Source organism: Okeania sp. SIO2C2 (genome assembly GCF_010692625.1).
Classification (GTDB): Bacteria; Cyanobacteriota; Cyanobacteriia; order Cyanobacteriales; family Microcoleaceae; genus Okeania; species Okeania hirsuta.
Genome location: NZ_JAAHGM010000022.1, coordinates 42,666 through 67,012 on the forward strand (window position 1 = coordinate 42,666; position 24,347 = coordinate 67,012).

The 24,347-nt window shown below is 34.4% G+C and carries 20 protein-coding genes and 1 pseudogene; 7 read left to right on the forward strand and 14 right to left on the reverse strand.

All coding sequences use genetic code 11. From position 1 onward, the window contains the following. Positions 1–191 (forward strand): annotated as a pseudogene (locus tag F6K18_RS18925) (amino acid permease); the annotation flags it as partial. Positions 192–643: 452 nt separating this feature from the next. Here F6K18_RS18925 and F6K18_RS18930 read toward each other — a convergent pair. The 6 genes from F6K18_RS18930 to F6K18_RS18950 form a co-directional block, all read right to left on the reverse strand. After that, a complete protein-coding gene (locus tag F6K18_RS18930) occupies positions 644–874 on the reverse strand; it encodes a hypothetical protein (RefSeq protein ID WP_287522850.1) in 231 nt (76 codons plus the stop codon). Between the two features lie 558 nt (positions 875–1,432). Next, positions 1,433–1,714 carry a methyltransferase domain-containing protein gene (locus tag F6K18_RS36700; protein ID WP_353735112.1) on the reverse strand — a complete coding sequence of 94 codons (282 nt, stop codon included), beginning with the start codon at positions 1,712–1,714 and terminating at the stop codon, positions 1,433–1,435. Between the two features lie 36 nt (positions 1,715–1,750). Then, on the reverse strand, positions 1,751–1,987 hold the full coding sequence (locus F6K18_RS18935; RefSeq protein WP_287522852.1) for a hypothetical protein: 237 nt from the start codon (positions 1,985–1,987) through the stop codon (positions 1,751–1,753). 27 nt (positions 1,988–2,014) lie between these two features. Beyond that, positions 2,015–2,965 (reverse strand): class I SAM-dependent methyltransferase, encoded by a 951-nt coding sequence (locus F6K18_RS18940; protein WP_287522854.1) that lies wholly within the window; start codon positions 2,963–2,965, stop codon positions 2,015–2,017. A gap of 140 nt (positions 2,966–3,105) precedes the next feature. Further along, positions 3,106–3,723: a class I SAM-dependent methyltransferase gene (locus tag F6K18_RS18945; RefSeq protein WP_287522856.1), complete on the reverse strand. Its 618-nt coding sequence runs from the start codon at positions 3,721–3,723 to the stop codon at positions 3,106–3,108. 202 nt (positions 3,724–3,925) lie between these two features. Beyond that, complete coding sequence (locus F6K18_RS18950) at positions 3,926–4,420, reverse strand: DUF427 domain-containing protein (protein WP_287522858.1); 495 nt, start codon at positions 4,418–4,420, stop codon at positions 3,926–3,928. Between the two features lie 141 nt (positions 4,421–4,561). On the opposite strand from F6K18_RS18950, the gene F6K18_RS18955 reads away from it, so the two are divergent. Beyond that, the gene (locus tag F6K18_RS18955) at positions 4,562–6,313 is read left to right on the forward strand and encodes an aromatic amino acid ammonia-lyase (RefSeq protein WP_287522859.1); all 1,752 of its coding nucleotides are present in this window, start codon (positions 4,562–4,564) and stop codon (positions 6,311–6,313) included. 67 nt (positions 6,314–6,380) lie between these two features. Here F6K18_RS18955 and F6K18_RS18960 read toward each other — a convergent pair whose 3' ends face one another. Together F6K18_RS18960 and F6K18_RS18965 are read right to left on the reverse strand one after the other, a co-directional pair. Beyond that, on the reverse strand, positions 6,381–7,331 hold the full coding sequence (locus tag F6K18_RS18960) for an Rpn family recombination-promoting nuclease/putative transposase (RefSeq protein ID WP_287522861.1): 951 nt from the start codon (positions 7,329–7,331) through the stop codon (positions 6,381–6,383). A gap of 161 nt (positions 7,332–7,492) precedes the next feature. Then, entirely contained in the window at positions 7,493–7,651 is a 159-nt protein-coding gene (locus F6K18_RS18965) for a hypothetical protein (RefSeq protein WP_287522863.1), read from the reverse strand. A 202-nt stretch (positions 7,652–7,853) separates the two neighbouring features. Between F6K18_RS18965 and F6K18_RS18970 the strand changes: the two genes are divergently transcribed. Beyond that, the gene (locus F6K18_RS18970; protein WP_287522864.1) at positions 7,854–8,417 is read left to right on the forward strand and encodes a 3'-5' exoribonuclease domain-containing protein; all 564 of its coding nucleotides are present in this window, start codon (positions 7,854–7,856) and stop codon (positions 8,415–8,417) included. Between the two features lie 43 nt (positions 8,418–8,460). Here the strand turns inward: F6K18_RS18970 and F6K18_RS18975 are convergent, their stop codons facing one another. From F6K18_RS18975 to egtD, 3 genes are all read right to left on the reverse strand, one after another. Beyond that, positions 8,461–9,786: a hypothetical protein gene (locus F6K18_RS18975; RefSeq protein WP_287522866.1), complete on the reverse strand. Its 1,326-nt coding sequence runs from the start codon at positions 9,784–9,786 to the stop codon at positions 8,461–8,463. 175 nt (positions 9,787–9,961) lie between these two features. After that, positions 9,962–11,311, reverse strand: a complete 1,350-nt coding sequence (ovoA, locus tag F6K18_RS18980; protein ID WP_287522868.1) for a 5-histidylcysteine sulfoxide synthase — start codon at positions 11,309–11,311, stop codon at positions 9,962–9,964. An 822-nt stretch (positions 11,312–12,133) separates the two neighbouring features. Then, positions 12,134–13,132, reverse strand: coding sequence for an L-histidine N(alpha)-methyltransferase (gene egtD / locus F6K18_RS18985; protein ID WP_287522869.1), 999 nt, complete (start codon positions 13,130–13,132; stop codon positions 12,134–12,136). A gap of 1,137 nt (positions 13,133–14,269) precedes the next feature. On the opposite strand from egtD, the gene F6K18_RS18990 reads away from it, so the two are divergent. Continuing rightward, complete coding sequence (locus F6K18_RS18990; RefSeq protein WP_287522871.1) at positions 14,270–14,713, forward strand: hypothetical protein; 444 nt, start codon at positions 14,270–14,272, stop codon at positions 14,711–14,713. Between the two features lie 147 nt (positions 14,714–14,860). Next, positions 14,861–15,043: a hypothetical protein gene (locus F6K18_RS18995; protein WP_287522873.1), complete on the forward strand. Its 183-nt coding sequence runs from the start codon at positions 14,861–14,863 to the stop codon at positions 15,041–15,043. A 529-nt stretch (positions 15,044–15,572) separates the two neighbouring features. Here the strand turns inward: F6K18_RS18995 and F6K18_RS19000 are convergent. Continuing rightward, positions 15,573–15,725 carry a hypothetical protein gene (locus F6K18_RS19000; RefSeq protein ID WP_287522874.1) on the reverse strand — a complete coding sequence of 51 codons (153 nt, stop codon included), beginning with the start codon at positions 15,723–15,725 and terminating at the stop codon, positions 15,573–15,575. An 894-nt stretch (positions 15,726–16,619) separates the two neighbouring features. On the opposite strand from F6K18_RS19000, the gene F6K18_RS19005 reads away from it, so the two are divergent. Further along, the gene (locus tag F6K18_RS19005) at positions 16,620–18,374 is read left to right on the forward strand and encodes a peroxidase family protein (protein WP_287522875.1); all 1,755 of its coding nucleotides are present in this window, start codon (positions 16,620–16,622) and stop codon (positions 18,372–18,374) included. 654 nt (positions 18,375–19,028) lie between these two features. After that, positions 19,029–19,937 (forward strand): hypothetical protein, encoded by a 909-nt coding sequence (locus F6K18_RS19010; RefSeq protein ID WP_287522876.1) that lies wholly within the window; start codon positions 19,029–19,031, stop codon positions 19,935–19,937. A gap of 110 nt (positions 19,938–20,047) precedes the next feature. On the opposite strand, the gene F6K18_RS19015 is transcribed toward F6K18_RS19010, so the two are convergent. Together F6K18_RS19015 and F6K18_RS19020 are read right to left on the reverse strand one after the other, a co-directional pair. Next, entirely contained in the window at positions 20,048–20,479 is a 432-nt protein-coding gene (locus tag F6K18_RS19015; RefSeq protein WP_287522879.1) for a hypothetical protein, read from the reverse strand. 718 nt (positions 20,480–21,197) lie between these two features. Next, complete coding sequence (locus F6K18_RS19020; protein WP_287522882.1) at positions 21,198–23,309, reverse strand: prolyl oligopeptidase family protein; 2,112 nt, start codon at positions 23,307–23,309, stop codon at positions 21,198–21,200. Between the last annotated feature and the right edge of the window lie 1,038 nt (positions 23,310–24,347).

Below are 24,347 nucleotides of genomic sequence, written 5' to 3' on the forward strand. Positions count from 1 at the left end.
CTATTACTAATTTTGCTGCTCTGAAACTTTCTCCAGAAGAAAGACTTTATCCTAAGTGGTTAGGTTGGGTAGGTTTAGCTGCTTGTTTATTTTTAGCTTTTTGGGTAGAGCAACAAATTTGGTTAGTTGGTTTAGGGTTAATTCTTGTTGGTTTAATTTGGCATAGTTTAATATCATGTCCGGATAATTAGTGATAAAAAAACTTTCTCCTTCTTCTCCTGTTGTTCTTCTTCCTTCCCTCTTTCCTCCTGACTCCTGACTCCTGACTCCTGACTCCTCCGCAGTTATTTATTTATCACTGTTTAACCGGACATGATATAATTCATAGGTTGTAAGCATTCAGCCGTCAGCTATCAGCCATCAGCTATTGCTTTTAGTTTGATATAAAAGCTTTACTAATTGAGTAAGAATTTATATTTACTATCAAAGCTGGCTTTAAAGCCTATATTCATTAAAACCCCCTCATAAGAGCTGAAAGCTGACAGCTAATAGCTGTTTGCGCAGTATTCCGTAGGAAATGCTTACCATAGATTAATTAACGAATAGCTTTAATTTTCCTCTCCTTTAAAAGGGAAAAAAGAAAATATTTTCTTTTAGTCAATCCTCTTCTTTTCAAGGAGAGGTAATTGTTAATTATTAATTATTAATTATTAATTATTAATTGTTGAACCATTCTCCCTGGTGACTTATCCCGTAAATCATCAAAAGAATTATCATCAATACTTTCTAAATCTATCCTTGCCCTAAAATCTTGTAAAGCTGACCAAAAATCACCTACCTTTTTAATTTCTACTAAAACTTCTTGATTATCGGGAAAATCTACCTCCTCCAATAACTCAATAATTTTACCTTTTTTGATTCCTTTGACAAACATAAATTTACTCCATTTCTCTTAAAAATTACTTATAAAATCTTGCTCGACAACAATAATTTAGGCTTCTATAGCTATTTTAAGTTTTCTTAGTTCCTTTTTTTTATTTCTTCTTCCTTCTGCTTTTGGAAATAATAAAAGCCTATAGAATTTGGAATCATCATTTTTTCTATTTTCTTGTTCCCTATTGCCATTAATTTAGTAAATATTCAAGACAATATTATTTATTCACTTCATCTAACTTCTTTCTTCAAGGTAAATTAAATTAGTTAAAAATGGAAGCATGATTTGTCCATTTTCTATCCTTTGCGAACTTGTACTAAAATAATTTAAGAGAAATTGTAATTGTAACGGTGAGAAATAGGCTGTATTGGCATAAATCATAAAATCTAGCAATAATTTTCCTAATTGAGACCCTTTCTTCAAACATTCAGTAATATTTATTGAACAATTAATCGTTTCTAAATAGAATGGAAAATTGCATTGAGTAAGAACCTTCTCTATATCCTCGCTATAATAGCATATTTTTTTGTACAGTCGTTGAGACACATGATAGACAGGTTAATTAAGCAATTGTCTTTTTTGCTCTATTGCTATAATCGCTATACCCCCCTTCTTGAGAAGTTTGTAAATTGTCCTAATTGAAGTTTCAATTTCCGAAAAATTGTAAAAAGAATGAATTAGGAGGATGATATCAAAATTTTGGTGTGACTCAAAGTTTTCAAAACAAACTGGATGAATTTTAAAATCAAAGCTCGTTGGTTTTGATTTACTAAATTTTTGACACCATTCTTCTGTTATTAAACATTCTTTTTCGTTTGGCTCTATACCAACAAAATTAATATGCTTTTTTCGAGCAAGAAGGTTTTCTAAAAAAGGTTATTCAAAAATTCCTGTACCACAACCTACACTCAAGATAACGTAGCTTTCTTGTGAAGACATCTTTTTTTCTATAGCCTGAAGTGTAGCTTCAAGCATTATTTCTTTTTCGTTATCCTGACTATAATAGGCAATTAGTCCTTCCATATATTCTTGCTCATTAAGTTTAACAAGCTTCAGTTTTGGGTCTGAAATAAAGTTAGCGATCGCTGATTTTTGTAAATTATTCATCATCATTTTTTCTGTTTTTTCCTCTGCCTTTGATTATTGATTAGATTCACAATTTTTCATTAGTTCCCTTTTTTTTATTTCTTCTTCCTTCTGCTTTTGAAAATAATAAATACTCATAGAAGTTGGAATCATAATTTCTCCCCCCTCCAATTTTTGGGAATTGCTGCTCAAATAATCCAGCAATACTTGTAATTGCGAAGGAGAAAAATATGTCGTATTAGCACCAACTATAAAATCTAGTAAATGTTTACCCAATTGAGAATCTTTCTGAAAACATTTTGTAATATTCAGTGGAGATTCTATAATTTCTTGATGAACAGAAATATTGTGTTCAGAAAAGAATTGATATAAATCGTCGCTCAAAAGAATTGACCTTTGATAAAGTCGCTGAGTTACATAGTAAAGAAGTTCCCTTAATTCTGTTTTTATAGCTATTACAATAATTGCTATTCCTTCTTCTCTAAGAAGTTCGTAAATCTTCTGAAAAGAGGATTCAATTTCTGAAAAGTAGTAAAACGAATGAATTAACAGAATGATGTCAAAACTTTGGGATGATTCAAATTTTTCCAATTTAATCGGATGAATTTTAAATCTAAATTTATCTGGTTTAAATGTGCTAAGTTGCTGACACCATTCTTCTGTTTTTAGACATTCTAATTTGTTTGGATCTACTCCAACAAAATGAATAGATTTGTTCAACTCAAGCAGCTTTGTCACAAAAGGTTTATCAAAAACTCCACTGCCACAACCGATACTAAGGATAGTGTAACTTTCTTGTGAAGATTTATGTTTTTCTATAGCCTGAAATGTAGCTTCAAGCATTATTTCTTGTTCATTATGGTTACTGCGATAAGCAATTAGTCCCTCCATATATTCTTGATCATTCAGTTTAACGAGCTTGAGTTTTGGGTCTGAGAAAAAGTTAGCGACCGCAGATTTTTCTAAACCATCCATCATCATTTTTTCTCTTCCTGGTATTGCCAAATATTCCTAGTTTTTTCAATAATAATCAAATCAACTATCTGCTCAAATTTGTATTGATTAGTTTCTCTCTTAAAACACTCTTGCAACATAGGTTGAAAAAAAATTAATACATCTAATTTATCATCAAAAATACATTGTTTTCAATATATTTCAAGTATATTTATACTTTCAAAACTTATGCTGTGGAAAAAATGCAATCTAATATTTTCATGATTTATTCCTAATCCATCCAAAATTTGTTTGTGTTCTTCAGATTTTAGAAAATATGTAGATTTTTTGCTTTCTGGAAAATAGCCAAGATAAAAATCATATAACTTGTGATAAAAAGATTTTTCAGCAGGTTGATAAATTAAAAATTTACCATTATCTCCTAATAAATCTAAACAATACAGATAGACATCTGCCATTCTATTTTGATCGACAGTATAAAGAGAATGAATCGCCCATATAATATCATAGCTATTAGTTTTTTCAACTAATTGCTGAATATTTTCTGTAGCAGATAAGTAGATTTTATTTGTACTAAAATGCTGACAACTCTCAAATTGTTTTTGTGCTACCTGTAGACTGTATTCTGAAATGTCGAGTAAATCTGCTGATAAATTAATATCCCCATCAATTTTCTCGTCTAATAAACTAGGAAATTTAGCAGTACCACATCCTATATCTAGAAGCTTGAGTTGATTTTTAGCAAATCCTTGAAATAGATTATTAAATGAATATTCTTCAATTAATTTTTCGTAATCTATTTGAGTCACTTGTAACCATTAATCTAAGTCTAATTTTTTTGGTTGATAGTAAGATTGTGAAGGATTATAATTATTACTTATTGAGTTAATATTAGTTTTCATTTTGGCTGGGATAAAGAAGTAATCACAAGCATTATAGAACAGAGAACACTTATGATACTCTTGCTGTTTGAAAAGTGCTTTAATTTTTAATTACTTATATTTTCATTATTTACCAACCCCATGTACCAGGCTCACCTTTAAATGGTCCGACAATATCAGAAGTAATCCATCCTCCATAAAAATCTCCCGCTTGAGCTTTTACTAATTCGTCATTAACATAACAAGCATCCATTAAACTAGCATAAAAACTCAGGTATCCTTGAAAAGAAATAAAATTAGGAGTTGGATTCAAATATAGCCACGCTGCATTACTTACATATTTATCTCCCACCGAAATATCATAATAGGAAGCCGAACCTTTCCATTCACAAAAAGTTTTCCTAGAATTTTCGATTAAATATTCTAACTTCACGTCTTCAGGTGGTATGTAATAACAAGGTGGATGACTGGTCTCTAAAACTCTTTTGGCTCGATTTGTTTCTGCCAAAACTAAATTATTAAAGATGATTTTTAAATGTTTATCTGTATCTTGTAAAATAGCCGGACGCGGATAATCCCAAACTGATTCTTGGCCTGGTTGAGGTGGAATTGGATTAGGTCTCATTCTTAATAGTTTCTTAGTTTAGTATTTAACGACTATTAACTATTATATATCTAAATATAATTTTTTTATAATAATTTTTACTTTTCACTAAAATTATGATAATTAATAAAATCAAACATCTCAAGTTCTGATAAATAAACCATGAAAATTAACATCCAATCCCTAAGTCTATTTACATTAGCAAAAATATGTGTTTGTTTGTCACCAATAATCTCCCGCGCCAACGATAATTTGGCAAATACTTCCATATCAAATACTACCAACTTAGTAAGTTCAAAACCATCAGAAACTATCGCATTCCGAGGCAGAAATATTACTCTCACAGGTCAGAATTTAACCACGGCAAATGTAGTTCAAGTTGCCAAGCATGGAGCTAAAGTCACCATTAATAATGAAGCTTTAAGTCGCGTTCAAAAGTCCCATGAAATTCTGTTATTAGCTGCTGAAAGTGGGCATAAAATTTACGGTCTGACTGCAGGAGTAGGACTGAATAAAGACCAAGCTTTTGTCAATGCTACTGGTGGCTTAGATGAAGAAGTAATTCGGGTCTCTAAAGAATTTAACCGTAACTTAATTTATGCCCATAGTGCCGGAGCAGGACCGGAAATGGCTGAGGAAGTTGTGCGAGCAATTATGGTGACTCGTCTCAATGCCATTCTGTTTGGTTCCACAGGAGCACAACTGCGGGTGGCAGAACTTTATCGGGATTTTCTGAATAATAACATTACCCCTGTAGTTCCCTCGCGGGGTTCGGTGGGTGAAGCAGATATTACCTTACTTGGTCATATTGCACTTGCGATGATCGGTGAAGGGGATGTGTATTTGCGGGGTCGAAAAGTTCCAGCTAGTCAAGCTCTGGAAAAATTTGGACTAGAGCCATTAGACCCCTTTGGTAAAGATGCTCTCTCAATCTTTAGTTCTAATGCCTATTCAACGGCTCTTGGAGCTTTGGCAGTAGAAGATTTAAAAGCTCTGCTCAAAGTTAGTAAGCTTTTATTTGCTTTGAGTTTAGAAGCTTTGGATGGCAATATTGAACCTTTTCTCCAAGATGCTCATGTTATTCGACCTTTTCCCTATGTCAATTCATCAGCCAAAGATATTCGGACTATTCTAGCTGGTAGTTACTTATGGGAGCCTTCAGATGACCGTGCTCTACAAGACCCCTTAAGTTTCCGCACAGGTGCTTATACTTTGGGAGCAGTAGCAAAATGTCTCTCAGAACTAGAAACTCAGTTGCAAATTCAACTCAATTCTTCAGATGATAATCCTGCTGTTGTTCTGGATGTGGTGTCCCCGTCTAATTTAGCTGAAGAAGTTTCCCTTTATGTGGATGAAGCAGGAGTCAGAGGAGCCTTAATACCTACTGGTAATTTTACCCCACTGCCTTTGGTGATTTCATTTCAGGAAGCAGCGATCGCTCTGAGTCATCTTTCTAATGCTTCTGCTCAACGCACTATTAAACTTGCCGACCCCCATTTCACTCATCTGAGTCGATTTTTGGGTACAGACAAAACTTTTCATGCTTATGGTGCGATTCAGAAAGTCTTTGCATCTTTGGCAGCAGAAAACCAATCTTTAGCTCTTCCTGTTTCTATGGATCTGTTTTCTATTGCAGGTACTATTGAAGATACATCCACAAATGCGCCTCGTGTGGTCAGACGCTTTCAACAGATGATTGATAACCTCTATTACATTATGGGAGTGGAAATAATGCACGTCGCTCAAGCTATTGATTTGAGGAAACAAAAATATCCCGGTCTACAATTATCAAGAACTACTGAAGCTTTCTTCAATAATTACCGACAAGTTGTGCCATTTTTAGAGGTCGATCGCTTTCTTTCTCCTGATATTGAAGCGTCTTATCTGTTCCTAAAAAAACACTCACGGAACTAATTTCAACTCTATTACCTCGTTATGAAAATCGTTCAACAATTATTAATTATTAGTTGTTGAACACCTACTACTGTTCTGATTCTTGACACCAATTAGACAAATCTTCTAAACTACTAAAATTATCAATTGCTCTTCCTAAATTTTCTAACTTTTCCAGAGATAACTGTTGAATATTCTCTCTAATTATGGCAGGAATTTCTGCTGAAAATTTTCTCTCCAATTGACCTAATATTAGTCTTTGCATTGACAACTTACCCGCTTTTAATCCTTGCTCTATTCCTTGTTGTCGTCCCTCTTCTCGTCCCTCCTGTCGAGCTAGCAGAATTTGACCCGCACGGTCTTCTAAAAATACTTCCCGCTTGTGTACTTCCTCTAATTCTTTTCTTGATAGATTTGCCAGATTAGCAATATTTAAAGCTTTTTCTATCTCTTTTATTTCTGCTAATTTAGCAGGAATTACTTCTAAACTTGGAGCTGATTTCACAAAATAAATCCATTTATCTGCGATAGTTTCTAACTCTTCTAATTTTTTCGGAAACTTTGGTAATTCAACAAATATCATTGCTACTTCTTCATCTGTATACTCAAATGATTTCTCTTTCTCCTTAAACACAAAATGATTAATATATCGATCTGTTTTCTCAAACATTTTAAAATCTGTAATTGTTAAAGCAATTACTGGTTTTAATCTTCGATATCCCTCTCCAGTGTCTAATTGATTCCCATAAGTTTTACATAGATTATAAACTACTCGCTTTTCAAATGCTGGAATGTTTAAAACTTGCATTTCAATTATCACATTCGAGCCATCATTTAAGAGGGCTTTTACATCTAGATAAGTATCTTTTAAACTAATGGTATCTCCCGGAGTATAGGGGTCGATTATTTCTAAATCTTGAATTATTGATTTACCAGAATATATTAAAGCATTCAAAAAACTGATTAAGATATCTTTACTCTCAGTGGAGCCAAATATTTTTTTGAAAGCAAAGTCTGTTTTTGGGCTAATAAATCTCATGGTTTTACTATGTTAATTAACTCAAGTTAAAAGTGATTTTATGACCATCAAACTCATTACATCTTAATGCTTCTACCCCTGAACTATTCTAAAATCCGCGAGCCAATCAAAATCAGGAAAACACCAATTACGATAACTTTTATTTAAAAATAATCCCACAATTAAACAAAAGTTTCAACATCAGGATATTCACCAATATTGGTATAGAAAAGGGTAACTTCCTCACCATTTTTAATATCTTTTTTGACGATTAAATGTGACCATACACCTACTTCATCTTCAATCCATTCATTAGTTATCCAACATCCCCCTAACATCATATTATGTTGACTATCAAAAAATGGAGCAGAATTGTTTGATATTATCCTAAATTATATACAGGTGCAAATATGACTCTTGTTACAATATATGTACCTTGGGTAGTAAAGTCACTTTTTATCAATAAAAAGACATTCTACCCGTAATTTTTCAAGATTTTTCTGAAAACTAGGTGTTCTTTGGTTTAAACCAGCAAGAAAACAAATGACAACCGAAATCTACGTTAGCACAGATATTGAGACAGACGGCCCTATTCCTGGGCCTCACTCTATGCTTAGTATTGCCTCGGCAGCTTATACCGGAGACAAACAATTGGTGGCTACCTTCACAGCAAACCTGGAAACCTTACCGGGGGCACAAGGTCATCCCAAAACTCTGAAATGGTGGTCAGAACAACCTGCCGCTTGGGAAGCCTGCCGAGTCAACCCACAACTCCCAGAACAAGTGATGCCAGAATATCACGCTTGGGTAAAAGCATTACCAGGGGAACCTATTTTTGTTGCTTATCCAGCAGCCTTTGACTATATGTTTGTCTATTGGTATTGTCTAAAATTTGTAGGGGATAATCCTTTTAACCATTGGGGGCTAGACATTCGTTCTTATGCGATGGCATTCCTCAAACGAAACTATCGCGAGTCAGGGAAGCAAAATTTACCGCCTGAATGGTTAGAGGATATTCCCCTAAATCATGTTGCTCTAGATGATGCCATTCAACAGGGAATCTTGTTTTGCAATCTATTACAGAACAACTTACACAGAAAACATTAATTGGACTGGCTAGGTTGGAAAATTGATTTGCCTAGAGTCAGTATCAATTGTGAAGACTATCAATATAAGCCTTAATTGCTGGCAGTGCAGTCATCTTTTCGTAGAAGAAGTTGTTAACAATTTTCATTACTTCAGATCTGGCTGCCTCTACCTCTGAACCCAGGGTAGTACCTGGCTCATTACGGCTGATAGAGCGAGATAAACGGAGGAGATAGCGCACGATTTCCAATTCCTCTTCTCCTTCCAAAACCTTGATAACTGACATAATTAGTTCATCAGTTTGATCGAGAATGTTATCAACATCAAAGGTCGTACCTTGTTCGGTAGCTTCTTGAACTGTTCTTACTAATGCATGAACTTGATAAAGTAATGCAGCAGGTTCGTCAAAAAGTTCCCGCAAGAAAGCCGCTTCTTCATACTGTCCACTCAATCGGAAGATGTTGTACAGGCGTTTAGCAGCTTTGCCATAATTGGCTTTATCGGGCTGAAAATATTTTTTAACTTCCTTTTGCAACTGCGCCACATAGTCATCCATGACATCAGTGGAGACCTGTTTCACCAGTTTGTCAAAGATAGGTGCAGATTCAGCATCCAAGTAAACTTCTTGGAAATAGCCATCCAGATAACCGTCTAAGGGAACAATCGTACCATCGGGAGCTTCCCAGGTGACATCCAACATATTGCTAGCGTTGGCTAATTGACCGCGTACCGGGTCAGCAACTACCCAGTCTAGCTTACACCAACCAGGGTCGTCGGCTACATAATCCCAGGTAATCACTAGAGGGTTTCCTTCAGAGTCGGTACCTTCAATCTTGGAAGCTACAACTTCCTCAGGCAACCAAGCGATGGGCGAACCTTTGTGACAGAGGGAGTCATTGCGGATAATGTCTTGGGGATAGCTACCAAACTTTAGTTCAATTAATTGAAAATTGGGACCCAAACGGCTGTTAATGGCTTTTTCTCGCATAATTCGAGCCAGAGTTTGGCAAGCTTCAGTTCTAGTTGGGGCAATAATATTGACTCTTTCAAAGTAGTCACAGTCGCCTGGGTGAGTTTGAACCTTGGATTGAGCTGCTGAACCCGATAGTGCCAAAGCAGTCTCTACGAGACCGGGAACATCATCAAATTCTACTATCTTGCCGATTGCGCGAAAACGCTCTAGGTCTTTGGGGTCGAAATCCAACATACTGACTTTATGACCGAAAACACCTGTCTTTTTATCAACGACAATATCGCTATCTCCTGTCGCTTCAGTGATGGAGTTCATCCATCGTTCTAATTCTTGTTCATTGAGTTCAACTCCCAATCGGTTTGCGGATTCAATCACGCGGTTCCGTGCCTCTGCAGTTTGATCTTGTGTTTTATCCATAATTTACCCGAATAATTTGTAGATAATCTTGTAGTTAGGATTTGTCTAAAAATAGCCCTAAAAGTTGTTGTCTCAAAGCTAGATTCAAAATCCTTTTGAGATAAGATTCGTACAACTTAATTACTATATCATACCTTATTCTCTGGTAAAACAATCATCCCACTAGAGCAATTCCTTACTTCTCAGTCTGAACTATTCTAAAACCAGCGTGTTGATAAAAGTTCGGACGGAACCAATTACGATAGTATTTTAGAGCTTCTGTTCCGTTAGTTATCCAACACCCTCCTAACATCATATTATGTCTAGTATCAAAAAACGGAGCAGAATAATCTTCATAAAGTTGATGAGTTTTATATCCCGAAAGAGGGTTTAAATTATCAGTTAACCATTCCCAAACATTACCCCGTAAATCATATAATCCTGATTCATTTTTTGCTGTTTCTAAGAAACCAACGGGAGAAGGAGAACCAAATTTAAAATTCAGATTATAATTATCTGCCTCTACTTCCTTACCATTTCCATAAGTTGCTAAATTATATTCAGCTTCACTCATTAACCTCGTATTTTCACCTTTCCAACTACAATATGCCATTGCTTCATAATGATTAACTTCTACAGGCCAATCTAAGGGTAAATCTATTTCATCAAACATAGCTCGATATTTATAACCACCATTTTCAGGTATCCAAAATTTGGGATGTTTGATGTTATTTTCAGTTTTCCAATGCCAACTTTCTTGAGTCCAATAATCTTGATTTTCGTAACAACCAGACTTGACAAATTCTAGAAATTCTGAATTAGTAATCAAATATTTGCTAGCAACAAAAGACGAGACTTCTACTTGGCGATCGCCATATTCTATATCCCAACCAAAAGTAGGATAATCTGCTGGTTTACCTATTTTTACTACCCCACCAGCAACTTCTATCATTTCATTGCCAAGTATCTCACCATTAGTAGGAGCATATTCCCAGTTACTAGGACGTTTGAGTTTTTCTACAGGTAGTTGTCGGAACAACATAGATGAAGTTTCGATATGGATGCGTTGATGTTCGATACCCATCATCAATGCCCACAGAGGATGATTTTGATGGATAGGGAGATTTAGGGGGGTTTTCTCAATTAGGTCTAATATGATTTGATAGACTTTTTCTCGATACTGCCAAACATCTTCAAGGTTAGGCCAGTTGATATGGGCGATCGCTTGGTCTAATTCTTCTGGTATTTCTGGATCTACTCCCAGTTCAAATAATATTTCGTAGTCAGGGTTGAGACGTTTTTCTAATAATTCTACGCGAATTAATTTATTGATGTAGAAAACCGCTGAATGTCCGAGATAAAAAATTAAAGGATTTCTCAAAGGGTCGGGATTGGAATAAAATGTTTCTTCACCGACTAGACTGTTCATCAAAATATCTTCAAGTTGCCAAGCATTGTTAAAGTAATCAAGGATATCTTGACGTAGTCTATTGTTAGTTTGACTACTATTAAGTTTTGGTGGATTGATAGATTTAAGACTGTTCATAATGGTATAAAATTTATTTGCTCGGATATTTTTTTTTGATTAAAACTCTTAGACTTTAATAAGTAGACAAGAGCTAAAGAATAGTGAGGTATAAATTCCAGGATTTCTACCTCTATTGAGGACTTGCTGATTAAATCTAAAAGTATTTATAGATAAAGGTAAGTGCCTTTTTCAGTATCAAAAAGTGCGAGGTTTTAAGTGGTAATGGTTTAAAAATGAGCGAACTTTGGTCAAGATTTGGGCAGAAAAGTCAAGGGACAAAACTTAGCTCCTACCTCCTCGATTATTCCCATTTTTCCTTTCTCCTGTATCCTGTCTCCTCCCCCTACTAAAAGACTTTTGAGCGCAAACCCTATTTATACAAAGAGCTTTAATAGTCAATTTTCAGCTGATTTCATAAATATTTTTTTTACTGAGGAATGTTGAAATTAATCAAGCTTTCAACAGTTAGCATTCAGCTATTAACAAGAAAGTTTAAGTCAGTAATTTTTTACCTTTTTTTGACCTAGTGTTGTACAAACAAAGGAGATGTTTCACCAATACTTTACAGCAAGAAGCTGTCAGCAATACTTTTAAGATCAAACCAGCTTGATTGGATGTAGAAAAAATCTCCAATCTTCATAACTACAGGACTTACCCATGAGGTACGAAAAATTAGGATTTTAGATTCCTATCCGTTCCGGACTGCTCCGCAAACCCTGTCGGTCGCTTCGGAGGAAAATAAGTTGTACTGCGTAAGTACTAAACTACTAAATCTTTGTGATTTTCTTTCCTCCTGACACCTGACACCTGACTCCTAAATACTTAATTTCTAACTGCTATTTAAGCTTGACAAAGAATTAATCCAAACCATCTTTTAGGGTCTGTCCACACTTTCTTAACTTTAAGTCCTTTTGTTTCCAGCTCTGTTTGAATAATTGCTAAATCAAACTTGCGAGAAACTTCAGTCAGAATACTTTCCCCTTTCTCAAAATCAACCTTTAAATCTAGAATTTCTAAAGAGAAGGTGACATTCTCTTGACAATAAAGATGCATTTCTATTTGAGATTTTGCTTGATTGTAAATGGCTTTATGAGTGAATAAACCGAGGTCAAAGTTGCCTTGGAAACGCCAATTTAAATGGGATAACATATTCAAATTAAAAGCAGCCGTAACTCCTTGACTATCGTTATAAGCTGGTTCTAAAATTTCTTTGGGTTTTTGTAAGTCAATGCCAAGTAAAAAATAATTTCCTGGTTTTAAAGCATTAACAACTTTGTTCAAAAAACAGTCAAATTCTTGTGGTGGAAAATTGCCAGCAGAACTTCCCAGAAAACAAATTGTTCTAGTTAGGGAACCTCCTTCAAAAGAGGTTAGTGTAGGGTGTGACTTTAGATGAGCTAAAGTTTCATCATAAGTGCCAATAAATCCCTCAATAGAGAAATTTGGATATTTTTCTTGTAACTCTAGCACGGTAGTTTTGAGAATACCTCCACTCACATCAGTAGGTACATATTTAAATGAACCACCTATTTTTTGATAAGCATCTAACAACAGGCGAGTTTTAGTCGAACTACCACTGCCTAATTCTACTAATTCACAACATCCAGTTAGTTGAGCAATTTCATCTGCATATTCTTCTAGAATGGAAGCTTCTGTACGAGTCGGATAATATTCAGGTAACTGACAAATATCTTCAAATAGTTCTGAACCGCGATCGTCATAAAAATATTTGGGGGGCAAACTCTTGGGACTTTTTGTCAATCCAGCAATCACATCTTGTCCATCATTTTTCACTGCTTGATAGTTGTCATTGATAATGGTCAAAGTTTGTGAGGACATTGTGTAACTCCTGCATAATAGGTTGGATAATCAAGAGTTTTTTGTTAACAAATTCTGGACAAAAATTTGTCATCATAAAATTCTTCTGGAAAAAATTTTAGTATAAATCTTCCTTGGAGTAAATGAACAAATTTGGAAGTAAATGGCTACCTTTGAGAAATAAAAGCAACATATAAATAAATCTTTTAGTAGTTTTATGGATTGAATAGTCGATGGCGCAAGTAGGGAATACCAGACACGGGAAAAGGAAGAAGGAAGAGGGAGGAAGGCTTAAAAGTCTGAAAAAAAAACTTAAATTTCCTCTAGATATTTACTAGATATTTACGTTTAGGTTTACACAAATTATAAAGTGCGGAAATGATATAAATGATAGAAGTAAGGAAGAAGGAAGAAACAAGAAGGAATAAGGAATAAATATTTAAAAACATAGAAAACGATAGATATAATTATCTAAAATGAATTTAATTAGCTATTTTTAATACCAATTTAATGGGTGCATCTCAATTTTGAATAAAGCAAAAAAATTATCGCTTTTAGGGAACAGGGAACAGGGGACAGGGAACAGGGAATATATAGGAAAAAAGTATTTTTGCTTGCTATGAGATGCACCCAATTTCATATACTTAAACAACACTTTTCAAGAATTAATAATTAAGAATTACCTCTCCTTTAAAAGAAGAGGATTGACTAATCATGAAAATTTTTTTTCTCTTGGTTGATTGGATATTGCCCAGGTTTCGGAGCCATCCCACTCTAACGGGAAGCTCCGAATATCAACCGCTTTTATCCTCTTAAAAGAGGAGGCTTTCAAGCACAATTTTTCGGTAAAAGTAATCTATCAAGCTTAAAAACCAAGATGTCAAGTTATATGTAGTTTTACTTTAGGAAATTGCTATAAGCATATCTGAATTAATATATACCTTATTTTGAGCATTCTTTTTTCAAAGTGATATTAGAAAAAACAATAGACATTGAATATTATTTACAATAAAACCAGCTTTTTCCCAAACAAAATTTAGGCTTAATTAACTAACTATAAAACTATAAATTTAGATAGATTATTTTGTTGACGAAGAGTGATTTTTTGCTATTGTTATAATATTCAGTATTTATTGAATCCTTCAATGAGGAAAAAACATGAACAATCTTATGACTAAGTTTTTCAGCAATGTGTGGCATAAATTCCCACAACAAATATCTAAATTAGTAGCTACATTAGTAGTAACATTTGTTTTTCTGTTTGTCGGCACAATTTTTCTACCAGTACCTTTCGCCCAGGCAGCAATGGTCTTATACTGTGATGGATTGGATGCTGGTGGCAATCCTTATACAGCAACCTATGTAGATGGACGGTTTACTCAAGTCCGGTTTGATCGTTCTCCAGATTTACCCCCTGTAGTCTCGGAATTAACCTACGATACTGTAAATGGGCAAGGTCAACCAATTTACCGAGGTGGTTACTTGGGAGCAGCAGATGTAGTTCTTATCGATATATCAGGAGGTAATGTCAAACCTGGTTCAGAAGTATCAGTATCAGTTGACAACCAATGGAACTTAGAAAGGGGTATTTGTGGAGTTTAATTAATAATACCATTTCTTTGTAAGAATACCCTTGATAATTATTACCGAATAATTAAGGTTTAAAGCCTCTCCTTTAAAGGAGAAACAAGAAAAAATTTTCATTATCAGTCAATCCTCTTCTTTTCAAGGAGAGGTAATAATTAGGGTTTGCTGAAAAAGTATTTTAGTAGGGGTAGGAGACAGGAGACAACCCACCCCTCGCCCCTCCCAGGAGGGGAAGACAGGAGACAACCCACCCCTCGCCCTTCCCAGGAGGGGAGAAATGGGAATTTAGAGGAAGTAGGAGCTAAGTTTTGTAAGAATGATTTTTCTGCCCAACTATGCGCCTAAAATACTAACTTTTTGAGCGTGAAGAGCTGAAACAGGCGCACTTTTTTCGTTCCCAAAAAGGCACTTGTCTTTATATGTCAATGCTTTTATATTTAATCAGCAAGCCCTAATTAATAATTATTAATTATTAATTGTTGAATCAGACCTTAATTGTGCTGACGATTTTCATTTTTTATTAAGTAAAATTTCATATAGAAGTGGTGTTAGTTGTAGGGTGTGTCAGTTTCTTGCACCCTAAAATTATTATTAGATTAAATATCTAAGTTTTTAGTAGTAATAACCCACATCAAGTTAAATAAAATAGTTTTAATTAGGGTGAGCTGAAAAAGTTTTCTGATGTCTGGTGAAAGTAGGGAACGCCACATATGGAAATAGGTAAGAGTTTTCCCATCCTTTTTATTCTCTAAAAGTTGATAAATTTTGATAGCATAAAAGTTTAATTGTAAACATTCAGCTATTAGTATTCAGCATTTTCGTTTGTCATGTTGTGCAAACAGATGCATGAAAATACAGGACTTACTAAGGTTAGCTAGTGACCTTTTTCTTTCCTGTAGAATGCTGCATAAACATAATTTTGAATTCTCCTTCTCAGATAATAAGTTAATAACTGGTAAGTAATAGCTGATAGCTGACTGCTAACTGCTGTTTGCGCAGCATTCCGAAGGAAATGCTTACGCTTCATGTATAATCCTTTTAATTTTATTCAGTCAGTTCTAATTAGATTTGATTTGACTTAAATTTGAAGATTTGATGCCAAATTATTTCAGACAAAAACTACCACACTATAAAATATATAATTTTGCTCCTTTTAGTCCTGAATAGTAATTGTGGATCTCGCTGAAATGCAAACTATACTGTTACCAAAATAATTACCGAAAAATTAAGGTATAAAGTCTCTATTCATGGAGAAAAAAGTGGTCGTTAGCGCAGCTTCCCGAAGGGTGGGATGGTGAGGTTCCCTTGCCATATCCAATCGACCAAGAGAAGAAAAAAAATCCTTTTAGAGCTGATTTATTAACTGAGCTGTTAGCTCCGCATTCCGCAGGAAAACTCTTATGCTATCTAGGTCTCATAAATTTCTACTTTACTGGCCGACAATCGGTAAAACCTATTTCCTGTAAGAAATTCAGCCTCTTAATATTTACTTTATAAATCAGCTCTTAGCCAATCCTCTTTTTTATAAGAAGAGGTAATTATTAATTATTAATTGTTGAAAATACACCACTACCTACTCCTTTTAGTTATGTATATTAATGATGAATGGTGGTTGAAATGCAAACTATACTGTTACCGAAATAATTACAATGCACCACTACTAAATTTTAATCTTAATAAAAATTAACTCTCAGAGGGATATATTAAACACAAATCAATTAATTTATCATACAATGCTAAATGAAGTTAAAGTCAGATTTAGCTCGGGAATCTTAACATAAGTTAATCAAAAAACAACACTAGGCAATTACTGTACTTAATAGTTATATTGTAAAGGAGTTAAAACTATATTTTAATCCACCCTTGAGCCTTACTCTAAACTCAAGTCCTCAAAATATAACTGTTGTAAAAGGAGAGCTTTATGAAGTGGTCTTGGTATAAATTTCCTACTCCCATTGCATTGTTAAAATTACTTGGATTTCGTAACAAATTAAGAGAAGAAAACCTTCATAATACGGCACAATTACCTACTCAAGATGATATCGAGTTACCTTTACCTCTACCTGACGATCGCCATTTAGTTGTGCGTACTGCTGATGGTAGTTTTAATGACTTGGAAGACCCCAAAATGGGTATGGCAGGTACCCGCTTTGGGCGTAATTTTCCACTAAAGAATGTTTATCCTAATGAAGAGAATTTACTTAATCCTAACCCTCGTGTTATTAGTCGAAAGTTATTGACGCGAGAGGAATTTGTGCCAGCTACTACCCTAAATCTATTAGCTGCTGCTTGGATTCAATTTCAAACCCATGACTGGTTTTCCCATGGAGATAACCAACAGGATAATAAGTTTCAAATTCCCCTGGAGGAAGGCGATCCTTGGCCTGAAGAATATCGACCTTTGGAAATCAAAAAAACTTTAACAGATACAACTCGTAGCGATGATAATACCCAAGGTCCTCCTACTTATATTAACAAAGTTACTCATTGGTGGGATGCTTCCCAAATATATGGTAGCGATCGCGAAACAATAGATAAGTTACGCTCCCATGTAGATGGCAAAATGTTAATTGGAGATGATGGTTTATTACCTATTAATTCTGAAAATGGTATCGATCTAGTAGGGTTTGACGATAATTGGTGGATTGGACTGAGTATGCTCCACACTATATTTGTCAAAGAACACAACACAATTTGCGACCATCTTAAACAAAAGTATCCTGCATGGACAGATGAAGACCTATTTGACCATGCTCGTTTGATTAATGCTGCTTTACTAGCAAAAATCCACACTGTAGAATGGACTCCGGGAATTCTAGGACTTCCTGCTTTGCAAATAGCTATGGATGCTAACTGGTGGGGTTTATTGGGGCAACATACGAAAAGAATTTTTGGCCGTGTGGGAGATAGCGAACTGCTGAGTGGTATTATTGGTTCTCCTACTGACCATCATACAGCTCCCTACTATTTAACTGAAGAATTTGTTTCTGTGTATCGAATGCACCCATTAATGCCGGATGAATTTGAATTTTATTCGGTTAAAAACGGGAATTTATTACAAAAGAATAATTTATTTGAAGTTGCTGGTAATCGTACCAGAAATCTTTTAGAAAATTTAGAAATGTCGGATTTATTTTACTCATTTGGTATTAGTTATCCAGGAGCGATTACTCTATATAATTATCCGAGTTTTCTTCAAAAACTGGTGCGAGATAATGGTGAAGTTTTTGATTTAGCTGCTGTGGATATTTTGAGAGACCGGGAGCGGGGTGTTCCTCGTTATAATGATTTTAGAGAATTGATTGGTCGTGGAAGAGTCAAATCTTTTGAGGAGATTACTGATAATGAAAAATGGGTGAAGGAATTACGAGAGGTTTATCAGAATAATATTGATAGTGTAGATTTAATGGTGGGTATGTTTGCGGAAAATCCTCCCACGGGATTTGGTTTTAGTGATACTGCTTTTCGTGTGTTTATTCTTATGGCGTCTCGGAGGTTGAAAAGCGATCGTTTCTTTACTGAAGATTATCGAGCTGAAATTTATACCAAATTTGGTTTAGATTGGATCGATAATAACAGTATGTTGACTGTTTTACGTCGGCATTATCCTAGTTTAAGTCGGGCTTTATTTGGTGTGGAAAATGCTTTTGCACCTTGGCGAAAGGTGGGTGTTTGAACAATTAATAATTAATAATTACCTCTCCTTGAAAACTGATAGGATTGACTCAAAGGAAAATTTTTTCTCTCTTGGTCGATTGGATATGGCGAGGAGACCCGTTCTTACAGACCCGCTCCGCTAACGCCATCCCATCCTAAGGTCATGCTCCGCAAACGACCGCTTGTTTCTCCTTTAAAGGAGAGGATTTTTACCTTAATTATTCGGTAATAACGAAGTTAGAAGTCAGAAGTTAGAAGTCAGAAGTTATAAGGGTTATCATTTTAGTTAAACACACAACTTTCTAGATGTTTTAAATGCACAACAACTTACTATTTCTTCAAAGTCTTGCTATATATTCTTGAGAATAGGGAGCAAGGAGTAGGAAGTAGGGTTTCACCGAATAAGAGATTTTTGCTTAATGCTTAGAATCGTTAAAAACATTGTTGATGCTTACTTATTACTTAATATTTGACTTGGGTGTATCTCATATTTGCAAAAATACTTTTTTCTTATTCCCTATTCCCTATTCCCTGTTCCCAGTTAAGTGTTCCCTAAAAGCGATAAATTTTTGGCTTTATTCAAAATTGAGATGCACTCTTTGACTTTTAACTTCCGGGTAGCGACACTAGCTATTAGAAAAGCAAGAAAACCTATATTTAGGAAACAGAAAAAATGTTAGATATTATCAGCTTTAATCCATTTCGAGTGAAAATTCCATTTTTACTAGACATCATTATAGTTTCTGATTCAGAGCAAATAAAGAAAATTGAAACTTCAGGAGATGTAGACCGTTTACACGCATACGATACTGCTTCGTTACCTTGGTGGGCAAAAATTTATTTTAGAGCTACTAGATTTCACGATAATAAGCGTGACTTGTGGTTTTGTGCTTTAGAGTCAACTTCTAATCCTAGCTATCAACAAAGACGAGCATATCTTGAGGAAAAAGTAGCAACAGGTTATAGTGAAGCGGATGTCAAAAGAATTGCTGAACTGTTAAATAAAAATGCGGAAGATGAAGTTCTTGCTTATGAAATGGTGCAAATAGTCAATCACAGATTTTTTGAAAAAGAGATTCCTTCTACTATTACAAAAGCTGCCGAAAATACATTACAAAATATAGGTGAGGCGATTTTACCATGGAAATATATAGCTGCGACAAAAGCACACAGTCAAGTGATAGATTATTGTGCAGAAAATCTTCCTGATAACGTTCACATTATAGATGCTGGCCATCATAATATTGGGGAGGTTGTGAAAACAACAACAGGTGCATTAAAAACATTAAAAAATAACCTAGATAAATCAGTAGAAGAAATTTTTACATCTAATCCTTTGACTCCTCAAGCACCACGAATAGCTGTGAAGGAATCAAATTTTGATGGGTTATTATCATCTCCTACAATTCCAGGAAAAACAGTTTTTCTCTTTAAAATTGGAAACGCTGCTATTGAAACCCAGGATATAAATTTTACCTTTAGCACTGGAACTTCAGAAAGAGCTTGTGTATTTAAAGATTTTTTTCTGGAATTTATGAAAGATTTACAACAAGAGTTACGTCAGACAAAATCTCAAAGTTAGGATTAGGGTGTTAGTAGTTAGTAGATATTGCAAAAAAAAATATTAATGGGTTGAGTTACTGAAAAAAAATTAAATACTAGGGATTGATTTGGAATTTATTTGGCTTTGTACTAAAATTCTAGAACAAAGTTAAGAACTCTATATTTTTCCCAGTAAGCATTTCCTAGATAAATATTTGGCACAACTTCCCTAATTTCATCCCTAATTTTTTGAGCAATAAAAGATGTTTGAGAATAGTCAAGAATGATAGACTCTCCCTCATCAAGCCAACTTTTGCCTAAATAAACTTCTGCTTTAACTAATTCTATATTTAGAGGAGTTATCTTATTGAGTAAATAACCTTTTTCTCGATAAAATATTTTACCTTGCCAAGCTAGAAATTTAATAATTGAGGAAACATTCTGAGAAAAAGAAGTACCAGGAGCAAATATTACTGTGCCTTTACTTTCACCATCAGGAATAATACCTGTCTGGCTATTTTTGTAAAGTTCATCTAGCTCAGACTGTAGCATATTCTGTAGATCGTTAACTGTAATTGTCATTTTTCTAAATTTTTAACTTCCAATAATAATCATAACTTAAGGTAGTTTATAACTGGCTACTCTAATCGTTAATTATCCTTCTTTGGGATGACGAGTAAATACAAATATCTCTAAAGCTCATTATAAATATGAAATTGGTAGCTTTTTTTGGGTATATGGTAAAAGATGCAGATAATGTTTCTGATTTACTTGAGCTTGAAAGACAACTTTTAATAGGAATATTACGTACAATCATTTTTTCCTTGATAGTTATACCAATTCCCAAAAATAATGCGATACTTAATTAAGATTTCAGTTATTAAGTAATAATAATAGTTCAGTAATGTTTGTAACGATTATCGGCATTAAGCCAAGATATCTTATGTCTTTGAACCCTACTGCCTACTACCTACTCTCAAGGAGATGTAGCAAGACTTTTGAGATTTTGTATTATTGTTGCATTTGCTCGAAAAAGTAATGTTTAACAGGTTGTTTCTGTTGAAGATTTTTGGGGAGGAATATTTACTGGATTTTTAGTTGGTTATACCGGAGAAGAATTTATCAAATCATTATTGGAGTTGTGATTAACTAACAACTTACAGCACTTTTTAGGAAGCGTGAGGTACAGTTTTAAAATTAATCTTTTTTCCCTACTCCCTACTCCCTACTCCCTACTCCCTACTCCCTACTCCCTAAATTCGTAAAATTTTGTACCTCATCAACTCCAAAACTGCTGTAATTAATTACCAAAATTTTCTGGCAATTCTATCTCAAAGTTTCTGAGCAAAAAGGCAAATTCGTCTGTAATTTCTTCAATTATTTTCGTAGTAGGTTTTCCTGCTCCATGACCTGCTTTAGTTTCAATTCTAATTAACACTGGATTATCTCCAATATGAGCTGCTTGTAAAGCAGAAATAAATTTAAAACTATGAGCTGGAACAACTCGGTCATCATGGTCAGCAGTAGTAACTAAAGTTGCCGGATAAGATATTTCTGGCTTTAAATTATGTAGGGGAGAATAAGCATATAAAGCTTTAAATTCTTCTGGATTATCTGGAGAACCATAATCAGCAACCCATGCCCAACCAATAGTAAATTTATGGAAACGTAACATATCCATTACTCCCACTGCGGGTAAAGCTGCACCAAATAATTCTGGTCTTTGAGTTATACAAGCACCTACCAATAAACCACCATTACTTGCACCAGTAATAGCTAACTTTTTCGATGAAGTCCACTTATTTTCAATCAACCATTCAGCAGCACTAATAAAGTCATCAAATACATTTTGTTTCTGTTGTTTTATTCCTGCTTTATGCCACTCTTCACCATATTCTCCACCACCACGAATATTGGCAACTGCATACACGCCACCCATCTCTAACCAGACTAATCTACTAATAGAAAAGTTGGGAGTCAGAGAAATATTAAATCCTCCATATCCATAAAGAATAGTTGGGCTATTGCCATCTAGTTTGACACCTTTTTTGTGAGTAATAAACATGGGGATACTTGTACCATCCTTACTACTATAAAAAATTTGCTTGGTTTCAAACTCATCAGGATTAAAATCTACAGTTGGTTGGCGATAAATTTTACTTTCACCACTCACCATATCGTACTGATAAATAGTTGATGGAGTTGTGAAACTAACATAACTATAAAATGTGGTTGTGTCGTGACGTTTACCATAAAAACCACCCACAGAACCAATACCAGGTAAATTGATATCTCGTACTGAAGAACCATCAAGATTAAATATTTTTACTTGAGTATGAGCATCTTTTAAATAGAAAGCAACAAACTGATTATTAAGTGTACCTACACCTCTCAATGTATCTGTTGTTTCAGGAATAATTTCTTGCCATTTATCCTGATTTTCTCCTGTGACTAAAGAAGGAGATGGAGGGTTATTAATATCAATGGCAATAACTCGTCTTTTGGGAGCATCAAAATCTGTGACAAACCAAAAGATATTATCATCATTATCTATCAGACGATATTCGGCTTCAAACTCACTAATTAGTTCTACTATCGGCGCATCTTCTATAGTTAAATCTTGATAAAAAACCAAATTTTTGCGGTCTGTACTTTGCCAAACTGTAATAACTAAATATTTACTATCTTCCGTGACATAGCAATTGAAACTCCATTCTTTTCGCTCTGGTTTTTCATAAATTAGTACATCATCACTTTGAGCATTACCTAAACGATGGTAGTAAACTTTTTGTAAATAATTAGTTTCTTCTAATTCTCCTGCTTGTGGTTGTTCGTAGCGACTATAAAACAAACCTTGATTATCATTTTTCCAAGCTGGAACATTAAATTTTATCCATTGCAAAACATCTGGTAAATCTTCTCCAGTCTCAATATTTTTAATCCGCCATTCTTGCCAGTCTGAACCAGACTTAGAAATACCATAAGCGATTAATTTCCCATCTTTACTAATAGCAATTCCTGAAAGAGCAACTGTTCCATCCTCTGATAATTTATTAGGGTCTATCAAAACTTTTGGTTCAGCATCAAGAGTAGGCAAAGTGTATAAAATACTTTGATTTTGTAAACCATCATTCTTGTAATAAAAGTAGCGATCGCCTTCTTTAAAAGGAACGCTATATTTTTCATAATCCCAGATTTCAGTCAGTCGTTTTTTGATGTTTTCTCGTTCGGAAATTTCTGCGAGATAATTAAAAGTAATTTCATTTTGAGATTTTACCCACTCTTGAGTTTCTTCTGAATTAGGGTCTTCTAACCATCGATAGTGGTCGGCCACTTCTACACCATGATAATTTTCTACTATGTCTGTTTTGTGGGTGATGGGATATGTTAGAGGTTCTTTTGGATATTTCATATTTTTGATTTGTGAATGGTTGACTTAATCTTAGAAGTTGATGAGATTTTTATCAAGTAAAGAACGTCTAACTTTTCTCATTCTCACACTAGCAAAATCTCAATATTTTTAATTTTTTCGGATAAGTTCTAGAGTTGCCTAGAAAATTTTCAGTGGTGGAAGGGTGGAGAGATATAAATGATTTACTCCATGACAAATATTTCTTGGATTTTTCTCATTCTCACATTAGGAAAATCTCAATATTGTTGATTTTTTCGGATAAGTTCTAGAGTTGCCTAGAAAATTTTCAGTAGTAGAAGGGTGGAGAGATATAAATGATTTACTCCATGATAAATATCTCTTTTACTTTGGTCATTCCCACACTAGCAAAATCTCAATATTTTTAATTTTTTCGGAGAATTTCTACAGTTGCCTAGAAAATTTTCAGTGGTGGAAGGGTGGAGAGATATAAATGATTTACTCCATGACAAATATTTCTTGGATTTTTCTCATTCTCACATTAGGAAAATCTCAATATTTTTAATTTTTTCGGAGAATTTATAGAGTTGCCTAGAAAATTTTCAGTGGTGGAAGGGTGGAGAGAGGGAAATGATTTATTCCATGGCAAATATCTCTTTGACTTTGGTCATTGTCACACTAGCAAAATCTCAATATTTTTAATTTTTTCGGATAATTTATAGAATTGCCTAGAAAATTTTTAGTGGTGGAAGGGTGGAGAGATATAAATGATTTATTCCATATATATATTGTTGAATTTTTTGGATAAGTTCTAGAATTGCCTAGAAAATTTTCAGTAGTGGAAGGGTAGAGATATAAATGATTTACTCCATCACAAGTATTTCTTGGATTTTTCTCATTCCCACATCAGTAAAATCTCAATATTGTTGAATTTTTTGGATAAGTTATAGAGGTGCCTAGAAAATTTTCAGTGGTGGAAGGGTGGAGAGAGGGAAATGATTTATTCCATGGCAAATATCTCTTTGACTTTGGTCATTCCCACATCAGTAAAATCTCAATATTGTTGAATTTTTCGGATAA